Below are 9,646 nucleotides of genomic sequence, written 5' to 3'. Positions count from 1 at the left end.
CTCGCGAGCAGCTCGGCCAGACCGTCGAGGCGCTGGCCGCCAAGGCCGACGTGAAGGCGCAGACCAAGGCGAAGGCCGCCGAGGTCAAGGAGCAGGCCGCCGAGCAGGCCGCGCTCCTGACCGGCCAGCTGAAGGACAAGGCCACCCAGGCCGCCGAACTGATCAAGGACAAGACCCCCGACCCGGTCCTCGACAAAGCGGCCCACGCCGCGGCCCAGGTCCGCGACGGCGCGGCCCACGCGGGGCACCTGATCGCCGAGAAGACCCCGGACCCCGTGCGCGAGAAGGCCGCTTCGGCCGCCGGCCTGGCACGGAGCAACCGCACCCCACTGCTGGCCGCCGCCGCAGCGTTGGCGGTCTTCCTGCTCCTGCGCCGGAACCGGAACCGGAGGCGCAAGTGAAAGCATCCAAGATCGCCTACAAGCCGGTCGGACTCGCCCTCGGCGCCGTCAGCGGCATGGCCGCGGGCCTGGCCTTCAAGCAGGCATGGAAGATGCTGGGCCACGAAGACGACGCCCCGGACGCCACCGACGAGAACCGCACCTGGCGAGAGGTCCTCGTCGCCGCGGCCCTGCAAGGCGCGATCTTCGCCGTCGTCAAAGCCGCTGTGGACCGGGCAGGAGCCGCCACCACCCGCCGGCTGACCGGAACCTGGCCGGGCTGAACCGACCCCCGCCGACCGGAAGCGACGGGCGACGTCGGCGCCTGGAACCGAGCGGAAGACTTCGTGGCCACCCACCCCGGGCCGCACGCCCTCGCCGCGGCCGCCGTCACCGCTACGGTCCTGATCGCCCGCTGGGTCGCCACCCGGCCCCGGCGCGCAAGCGAACCCCACAGCTGACGCCCCGGATCTCCGAGCGAACCAGGCCCGGCGGTACGGTCCGACGGTCGGGGCACGAAGCTCATGCAGGGACACCACGCACACCTCAGGAGCACTCCGACCGGCGCCAAGCACGCCCGCCATGGCAGCGGGCTGACCGCCCTGAAACCCTCGGTGGAATTCGGTGACGGTGGGGTCATGCCGATCACACGTCCTCGCCCTTCCGCTCGGCGACACCGAGCGCCCGGTCCCCGACTGGGCCCTCCGGCTTGCCTCCGCGCGGCCAGAAGTGCGGGTTCGGGTGGTCTGTGCTGCTTCCTTCGTGTGGCGGATTCTGTGGCGCGGTATGGGCTGGCGTGCGTGGACGCGGTCGACTGGGCCGAGTCCGCCCTCACCATCGCGAGCGACACGTCCCTGGAGACCCCTGTACGCGTGGATGTGTGCCCGCCGCGTGAGGCGCTTCGTCCCTAACTGGCCAGTGCGACGAGCCGGCGGTGGGCAAGGTGGATCAGCCGGGAAAGAGCGTCCTCAACGATCCGCCGTCTCCCCACGCAGCCTGCCCCACGTCTCCGAACTCACAAGGCCGTCGGGCCTCAGCCCGTGGGCCCTCTGCAGTCGCTTCACCGCCGACTCCGTTCCCGCCCCGAAGTAGCCGTCCACACCCTTCGGGCCCACCGAGTAGCCGTGATGCTGGATCAGCAGCGCCTGGATCTCCTTCACCTTGGCCCCCGCGTCACCGCGATCGGTGTACGCCGACCCCGAGTAGTAGCCGCAGTACGTGCCCTCCACGGACGACTTGCACACCCCCGGTTTGGCCCCAGCGGCGAAAGCCTCACTCGCCAGACCAACCGGCATCACAGCCACAGCAAGCACGACAACCGCAGCCACCGAGAACCCCGCACGCTTCAGCAAGCCAGCACTCCTTCCAGCCCGGCGGGCCCGACCCACCATTTGGGATATTCAGCAACGAAGCTATCCCCGCGCCGGCCGCAGAGGCGGCATATCGAAGGGGCGCACAAGAGCACACGCCGCATCACCCGGCGCACAACACATCACCGGTCCAGCCGTCCTCGGCGGTGGCGCGACGTTCCCCACGGCTGGACCCTGTCGGCCCCGTCAGTACCGCGACCCGGTCGCCCGGGCGGGCGTGGCGGTTACCCCCACATGCCGAGGGCGGTGTCCGGGCGGCAGTGCAGGCCTGCGGGCGGCCTCAGCTGCCGTGGCCCGCTACTCCGGTTCCCGGGAACGAGTGACCCACGATGCCGGCGCCGGTGGTCGCCGAAGGGATGGGCTGGCCGGCACTCACCGCCGCCACTGAAGCGGAAGCTGGCCCAGATCCGGCCGCATACGTGGGCATCGACCCGGTCGACCGGGTGACCTACGCACCGGGCGAGATCGCCCGGTGCGACCCGTGGTTCCCGGAGCCGAGGGTGCCGGTCGCGCCGGGGCAGGAGCGGGTGCTGCCGGTGCTGGTGATGACGCTCGGCTTCTCCCCCGGCATCTGCGACGGGCACGAAGGGTGCAGGTGCGGCCCGGGCCCGGCGCTACCCCTCGTAGGGGAAACGGGCGAGCGGGGCCTCGTCGGCGAAGAACGCTTTGGCCCGTGCAGCCGCCCGCTCGTCGGCGAGCACGTGTCCCGGCCGGGTCCCGTTCCCGAGCAGCACCCCGCCGAACCGCATGCCCATGTCACGCCGCCGTGTGGTGAAGGGTGAGCCGCAGCGGCTCCGCGAGCTCCTCCTGCGGGTGCGCCATGGCCGTGACGCCCCAAAGCGTCCTACCGGCCATCTTCTCCTTGAAGCCGGGGTCCGGGGTGGACAGCCACTTGGACCAGTAGTCCAGGTAGCGCTTGGCGTAGGAGGACACCGAGTACCAGTAGAGCGGCGAGACGATGACGATGTCCGAGGCGTCGAGCGTGGCCCGGTGCAGTGCCGCCTCGACCTCGTCCCCGTCGGTGGCCCCGCCCGGCGCATGTCGCTCGTCCACGTAGTCGGCCAGGGGCAGCCGCGTCAGGTCCAGCCACGTCTGCTCCGTGTCCGCTCCCAGCTGCTGTGCCGCGGCCCGTGCGAGCAACTCGGAATTGCCGTCCGGGCGGGCACTGGCGAGGAGGAAGAGGAAAGAACGGGACACGGGCACTCCAAGGTCGGTCCAGTGAAGATCACCGCTGCCAACCACCGGTCCCTGCAGGCTATTCCGCCTCGTCGACCAGCCCGGGATCGTCACCACGAGCTGTCTGGAGATCGCCGCCGGTATCCGCTTCCAGGTGGACGCCGGCGCGAGCGGTACGACCACGGTCCGATCCGAAAGTGTGGTCCGGGCGTCGCGCTCCTCGCCGCCAAGATTCGTGGGCCGACTACTACCTCGGCCGAGGCGGGATCGACCCTGATCGCGCGGTGGGGTCACAGCGCCCGTCGCGCCCGCATCGCATGCTCGGGGGCGACGGGTGGCTCAAGGCTCGGGCTTCGGACGTATTCCTCGCGGGTTAGGGTTTGACGCCGTACTCGGCGGATCGCTCCCCGAAGGAGGGTGGGAATGGGGCTCATGGACGCGGACCACACGGGGCTGGTTGTCGCGGCGCAGGCCGGTGACGAGCGGGCGCGCGAGGAGTTGGTCGCCGCGTACCTGCCGTTGGTCTACAACATCGTCAGGCGGGCGCTGAGCTCCGGTGCGGACGCCGACGACGTCGTCCAGGAGACCCTGCTGCGCGCGGTGCGCGACCTGCCTGCCCTGCGTTCCCCCGAGAGCTTCCGGTCCTGGCTGGTGGCGATCACGCTCCGTCAGATCAATACGCACTGGCAGCGTCGACGTGCCTTCGACGACCGGATCACGGACATCGACGAGGCGCTCGTGATACCGGACGCCGGTGCGGAGCCCGAGGACCTGACGATCCTGCGGCTGCAGATGTCGGACGAGCGCCGTCGGGTCGTCGAAGCCGGCCATTGGCTCGACCCCGACCACCGGGTGCTGCTGTCGCTGTGGTGGCAGGAGTGCGCCGGCTTGCTGAGCCGTGACGACATCGCCACCGCGACGGGCCTCACCGTCGCCCATGCGGGCGTGCGCCTGCAACGTATGCGCGAGCAGCTCGACCTGAGCCGGACGATCGTCGCCGCGCTGGAAGCCCATCCGCGCTGTCCGGGGTTGGACGAGACCGTCGTCGGCTGGGACGGTCTCCATGCACCGGTGTGGCGCAAGCGGATCGCGCGGCACACCCGGGACTGTCAGGTCTGCCTGGCGACGACGACGAAGCGTGTCCCAGCCGAAGAACTGCTGCTGCTCACCCTCACGCCGCTGGCCGTCCCGGCCGGACTGGTCGCCGCGCTGGCCGCCAAGGGCCTGCTGTCGGGGGCGGCCGCGAGCTCCGCCGGGCTCGCCATGGCACCCGCCGCCGCCGGCACGGCAACGGGGGGAGGCGGTCTGCACGGCGCGCTGGCCGGCAAACTGCACGTGGTGACCGCTCATCCGCTGCTGAGCCTCGCCGCCGGCGCGGTGCTCGTCGCGGGGACCGCCGCCTACGTGGCCTGGCCCGATCCGGCACCCCGGGAGCCCGGCGTCACCGCCGCCCGCACGGCCGGCGATCCCGCGCCGGCCCCCTCGTCCACCATCGCGTCGGTCGGCGTGTCCTCCCCGTCGCCGTCACCGTCCCCGCCCCCGTCCGCCTCACCGGTGAGTCCGTCCGCCGTCGCGGGCACCGTTCCGCTGGGCGCGCAGTCGCTGGAGTCCGTGGACCAACCGGGGCTGTACCTCTCGTATGCCGACGACTTCGCGACGCTGAGCAGCGCGGCACAGGCACGGAAGCGGCTCACCTTCACGGTCGTCCGGGGTCTGGCCGACACACGGTGTGTGACCTTCCGCGCAGCCGACGGCCGCTATCTGCGCCACCGTGACCTGCGCCTCCAGCTGAGCAGCGACGACGGCAGCGAACTCTTCCGGGAGGACGCCACCTTCTGTGCGTACCCCGGGGCGGGCGCGGGGTCGGTGACCCTGCACGCCCACAACTATCCGGGATCGGTCATCCGCCACCGCGACGGCGGCATCTGGCTCGACGGCTCCGACGGCACAAGGGCCTTCGCCGGACAGGCGTCCTTCCTCGTGCGCAAGGCCCAGGGCTGAGAACCGCTCCCGCAGCCGCTCCCTGAGCCGCTCCCCGGGGACGACCAGGCCGGGGGGCTCGTCATAACACTTTCCGCCTGCGAGATGCATCACCGGCGATCGTCCGGTCAAGGCGGCTTTTTTCGTTACGAGGCCACGCGCTCGGAAGCCTCCACTACGTGGGGTTCCCTTCCCGCCGCTCACCACGAGGTGCCGGCGCGGAAGGCTCCCCGGCTTCCACCGTACGTATCGCCTGAAGAAAGCCCCCCAATGACGCGACACATCCCCCAACCCCCGGCGGCCGGTCCGCACACGACCACGGCACCCAAGGCGGCCCGCAATCCCCGAGGTGCATCGTGAAGGGCAAGGGCACGCACCGGCTCACCCGGCGGCGCCGGACCGTGACGACAGCGCTGGCGGCCGCCGGACTGGTGGCGGGCGTCGTGACGCTCCTGCCCAGCTCCGCCGGAGCCGCGACCCCCCTGGGCACGCAGGCCGCCCCCTCCGGCAGGTACTTCGGCACCGCCGTGGCCGCCGGCAGGCTGGGCGACTCGGCGTACTCCACCATCCTGGACCGGGAATTCAACATGGTCACCCCGGAGAACGAGATGAAGTGGGACGCCACCGAACCGTCCCGCGGCAACTTCAACTTCGCCGCCGCCGACCGGATCGTCGACCATGCCGCGGCACACGGCCAGCGCCTGCGCGGCCACACCGCGGTCTGGCACTCGCAACTCCCGCTCTGGGTCAAATCGATCGGTGACGCGAACACGCTGCGCGGCGTGATGAACAACCACATCACCGCCCTGATGTCCCACTACAAGGGCAAGGTCTACGCCTGGGACGTGGTCAACGAGGCCTTCGCCGACGGCTCCACCCAGCACCGTGACTCGGTGTTCCAGAACGTGCTGGGCAACGGCTTCATCGAGGAGGCGTTCCGCACGGCCCGGGCGGCCGACCCCGCCGCCAAGCTCTGCTACAACGACTACAACATCGAGAACTGGTCGGACGCCAAGACCCAGGGCGTCTACAGCATGGTCAAGGACTTCAAGTCCCGCGGCGTGCCGATCGACTGCGTCGGGTTCCAGAGTCACTTCGGCCCCGGAGGCCCGCCGTCCAGCCTCCGGACCACCCTGGCCGCCTTCGCCGCCCTGGGCGTCGACGTCCAGATCACCGAGCTGGACATCGCCCAGGCCTCACCCGCCCACTACGCCGACACGGTCAAGGCCTGCCTGTCCGTGGCCCGGTGTACCGGCATCACGGTGTGGGGCATCCGCGACGGGGACTCCTGGCGTCGCGGCGAGAGCCCCCTGCTGTTCGACGAGAACGGCAGGCCCAAGGCCGCCTACACCGCCGTCGTGAACGCCCTCAAGGCCGCAACCGGCGGGACCGGAGGAACCGGGACCGGGGCGATCAGGGGCGTCGCCTCCGGCCGGTGCGTCGACATCGACGACTCCAGCACGGCCAACGGCACACAGGCACAACTGTGGGACTGCAACGGGCAGACCAACCAGCGCTGGACCTACACCGCCGGCAAGCAGCTGATGATCTACGGCAACAAGTGCCTGAGCGCCAAGGCCGACGGCACCGCCAACGGCACCGCGGTGGTCATCGGTGACTGCACCGGCGGCGCCGGCCAGCAGTGGAACGTCAACCACGACGGCTCGATCGCCGGTGTCCGGTCCGGGCTGTGCCTCGACGCCGTCGGCGCGGGCACCGCCAACCGCACCAGGATCCAGCTGTACTCCTGCTGGTCCGGCGGCAACCAGAAGTGGACCGGCCCGTCCGGGACGCCGGCCCCCACGACGTCGGCGCCGACGGGCGGGACGTGTGCCCTGCCGTCGACGTACCGGTGGACGTCGACGGGTGCGCTGGCGCAGCCGGCGAACGGGTGGGCGTCCCTGAAGGACTTCACCACCGTGACGTACAACGGCCGGCACCTGGTCTACGGCTCGGACTTCTCGGGATCCTCGTACGGCTCGATGATGTTCGGTCCCTTCACGAACTGGTCGGACATGGCGTCGGCCCGCCAGACCGGGATGGACCAGGCCGCGGTGGCGCCCACGCTGTTCTACTTCGCCCCCAAGAAGATCTGGGTGCTGGCGTACCAGTGGGGACCGTGGCCCTTCATCTACCGCACGTCCAGCGACCCGGCCAACCCCAACGGCTGGTCCGCGCCGCAGCCGCTGTTCACCGGCGGCATCCCCCGCACCGAATCCCCCACCGGCCCGATCGACCAGACCCTGATCGCCGACGACAAGAACATGTACCTGTTCTTCGCCGGTGACAACGGCAAGATCTACCGGGCGAGCATGCCGATCGGGAACTTCCCGGGCAACTTCGGCTCCTCTTACACGACCGTCATGAGCGACACGCCGGACAACCTGTTCGAGGCGCCGCAGGTCTACAGGGTCCAGGGCCAGAACCAGTACCTCATGATCGTCGAGGCCAGGGGCGCCCACCAGGACCGCTACTTCCGCTCGTTCACGGCCTCCAGCCTGAACGGTCCGTGGACCCCGCAGGCAGGCAGCGAGAGCAACCCCTTCGCCGGCCGGGCCAACAGCGGCGCCACCTGGACCAACGACATCAGCCACGGTGACCTGGTCCGCGACAACCCCGACCAGACCATGACCATCGACCCCTGCCACCTGCAGTTCCTCTACCAGGGCAAGTCCCCGGCGGCGAGCGGCCCCTACGACCGGCTGCCGTACCGGCCGGGTGTCCTCACCCTGCAGCGCTGACCTGCCCCGATCCACGGTGAAACGCAAGGAGAACACCTCCCCATGAACAACCCCACGAACCGCGGGCGCCGCGGGCGTCACCGCCGCCGCTGGGCCGGGACCGGACTGCTGCTCGGTGTGCCCGCCGTCCTCGTGCCGTACCTCCTGTTCGTGCAGGACGACTCGCAGGCCGCGACGGTCGACGGCGACGCCTACTACCGGCTGGTCTCGGTACGCAGCGGCAAGGTGCTGGACGTCAACGCCTTCTCCACCGCCGACGGCACCCGCGTCCAGCAGTGGACCGACCAGAACACCGCCAACCAGCAGTGGAGGCTGCGCCCCACCGGAGACGGCTACTACGAGCTGGTGAACCGCAACAGCGGCAAGGTCCTGGGCATAGCCGGGGACTCGACCGGCCGGGCGGCCGCCGCGGAGCAGCAGAGCGACAGCTCCTCCGCCTCCCAGGAGTGGCGGATCGACGAGGTGAGCGGTTCGGACGCCGTCGTCCTCACCTCCCGCAGGAGCGGCCAGGTCCTGGACGTCTCCGCAGGCTCCGCCGCCGATGGCGCGGCCGTCATCCAGTATCCCGGCCATGGCGGCACCAACCAGCAGTGGAAGCTGGTGAAGGCGACCGGGACCCGGGCGCCCGGCGCCGGACCGTACACGTGGCGCAACGCCCAGGTGGTGGGCGGCGGCTACGTCACCGGGCTGGTGTTCAACCCGACGGAGAAGGGCCTGCTGTACGCGCGGACCGACATGGGCGGCGCCTACCGCTGGGACACCGGCGCCGAGCAGTGGGTCCCGCTGACCGACTGGCTCGGCGAGAAGGACTGGAACCTGCTGGGCATCGACGCGCTGGCCACCGACCCCGTGGACCCGGCACGGCTCTACCTCTCGGCGGGCACCTACACCAACGACTGGGCCGGCAACGGCGCGATCCTGCGCTCCACCGACCGGGGCCGCACCTTCCAGCGCACCGAGCTGCCCTTCAAGCTGGGCGGCAACGAGGACGGCCGCGGGGCCGGAGAGCGGCTGGCGGTCAACCCCTCGGACAACGGCACGCTGCTGCTGGGCACCCGCAAGAACGGCCTCTGGCGCAGCAACGACCACGGCGCGACGTGGAGCCAGGTCTCCTCGTTCCCCGTGAAGGACGGGGCGGGCAGCGGCGCGGGCATCTCCTTCGTCACGTACGGGCCCGCCGGCAGCAGGACGGTCTACGTCGGCGTCGCCGACAGGTCCGCCTCCCTGTACCGCTCGACCGACGGCGGCAGCACCTGGCAGGCCGTCCCGGGGCAGCCCACCGGCCAGCTGCCGCAGCACGGCGTGCTCTCCGGTGACGGCTCGCTGTACCTGACGTACACCAACGCCCTCGGGCCCAACGGCGTGACGGGGGGCTCGGTGTGGAAGCACACCCCGGCCGACGGGGCGTGGAGGAACGTCTCCCCGTCCCAGGGCGGCTACGGGTTCTCCGGTCTGGCCGTCGATCCGCGCAAACCCTCCACGGTGATGGTCACCACCCTCGACCGGTGGTGGCCGCAGGACGAGATCTACCGGACCACCGACGGCGGCACGACTTGGAAGGCACTGGCCGGAACCTCGGTCCGGGACGCTTCCGCCGCTCCGTACGTCGGTACCGGCACCGGGCACTGGATGACCGCCCTGGCCATCGATCCCTTCGACTCCGGCCACGTGCTGTACGGCACCGGCAACGGCGTCCTGCGCAGCAAGGACGCCAACGCCTCGGACAGCGGCGGCACCAGCCACTGGAGCGTGGGCGGCGCCCGGGGGCTGGAGGAGACCGCACTGCTGGACGCGATCGCCCCGCCCGGCGGCGCCCAGGTCATCACGGCCATGGGCGACCAGGGCGGCTTCCGCCACGACTCCCTGACCGAGGTGCCGGCGGGGCGGCTGAAGAACCCGATGATGGCCAACAGCACCGGCATCGACTTCGCCCAGTCCAATCCGGCGCTCATGGTCCGCGTCGGCAAGGGTGGCGAGAAGGACGGCGCCTGGTCCACCG

General features: G+C 71.0%; 6 protein-coding genes and 2 pseudogenes. 6 read left to right on the top strand and 2 right to left on the bottom strand.

Going from position 1 to position 9,646, the window contains the following annotated elements; translation table 11 throughout:
* On the top strand, nucleotides 1–401 hold a 401-nt coding region (locus tag VR44_RS16135), incomplete at its 5' end, for a DUF3618 domain-containing protein (RefSeq protein ID WP_045948191.1).
* Nucleotides 398–664: a DUF4235 domain-containing protein gene (locus VR44_RS16130; RefSeq protein ID WP_045948190.1), complete on the top strand. Its 267-nt coding sequence runs from the start codon at nucleotides 398–400 to the stop codon at nucleotides 662–664. The genes VR44_RS16135 and VR44_RS16130, both read left to right, overlap by 4 nt.
* 684 nt (nucleotides 665–1,348) lie before the next feature.
* Here VR44_RS16130 and VR44_RS16125 read toward each other — a convergent pair.
* Nucleotides 1,349–1,732, bottom strand: a complete 384-nt coding sequence (locus VR44_RS16125; protein ID WP_052713632.1) for a peptidoglycan-binding domain-containing protein — start codon at nucleotides 1,730–1,732, stop codon at nucleotides 1,349–1,351.
* A gap of 341 nt (nucleotides 1,733–2,073) precedes the next feature.
* Between VR44_RS16125 and VR44_RS49145 the strand changes: the two are divergent.
* Nucleotides 2,074–2,313: pseudogene (locus tag VR44_RS49145) on the top strand (IS21 family transposase); the annotation flags it as partial.
* 51 nt (nucleotides 2,314–2,364) lie between these two features.
* On the opposite strand, the pseudogene VR44_RS16120 reads toward VR44_RS49145, so the two are convergent.
* Nucleotides 2,365–2,947: pseudogene (locus tag VR44_RS16120) on the bottom strand (flavodoxin family protein).
* A 402-nt stretch (nucleotides 2,948–3,349) separates the two neighbouring features.
* On the opposite strand from VR44_RS16120, the gene VR44_RS16115 reads away from it, so the two are divergent.
* From VR44_RS16115 to VR44_RS16105, 3 genes are all read left to right on the top strand, one after another.
* Nucleotides 3,350–4,927, top strand: coding sequence for a sigma-70 family RNA polymerase sigma factor (locus VR44_RS16115; RefSeq protein ID WP_045948189.1), 1,578 nt, complete (start codon nucleotides 3,350–3,352; stop codon nucleotides 4,925–4,927).
* Between the two features lie 335 nt (nucleotides 4,928–5,262).
* The gene (locus VR44_RS16110) at nucleotides 5,263–7,647 is read left to right on the top strand and encodes a non-reducing end alpha-L-arabinofuranosidase family hydrolase (protein WP_045948188.1); all 2,385 of its coding nucleotides are present in this window, start codon (nucleotides 5,263–5,265) and stop codon (nucleotides 7,645–7,647) included.
* Between the two features lie 42 nt (nucleotides 7,648–7,689).
* Nucleotides 7,690–9,646 (top strand): RICIN domain-containing protein (locus VR44_RS16105; protein WP_045948187.1); only part of this gene is annotated, 1,957 nt, incomplete at its 3' end.

This window comes from Streptomyces katrae (genome assembly GCF_000966975.1).
Lineage (GTDB): Bacteria > Actinomycetota > Actinomycetes > Streptomycetales > Streptomycetaceae > Streptomyces > Streptomyces katrae.
The sequence above is the reverse complement of the archived record's forward strand: the minus strand, read 5'-3'. Positions and strand labels throughout refer to the sequence as shown.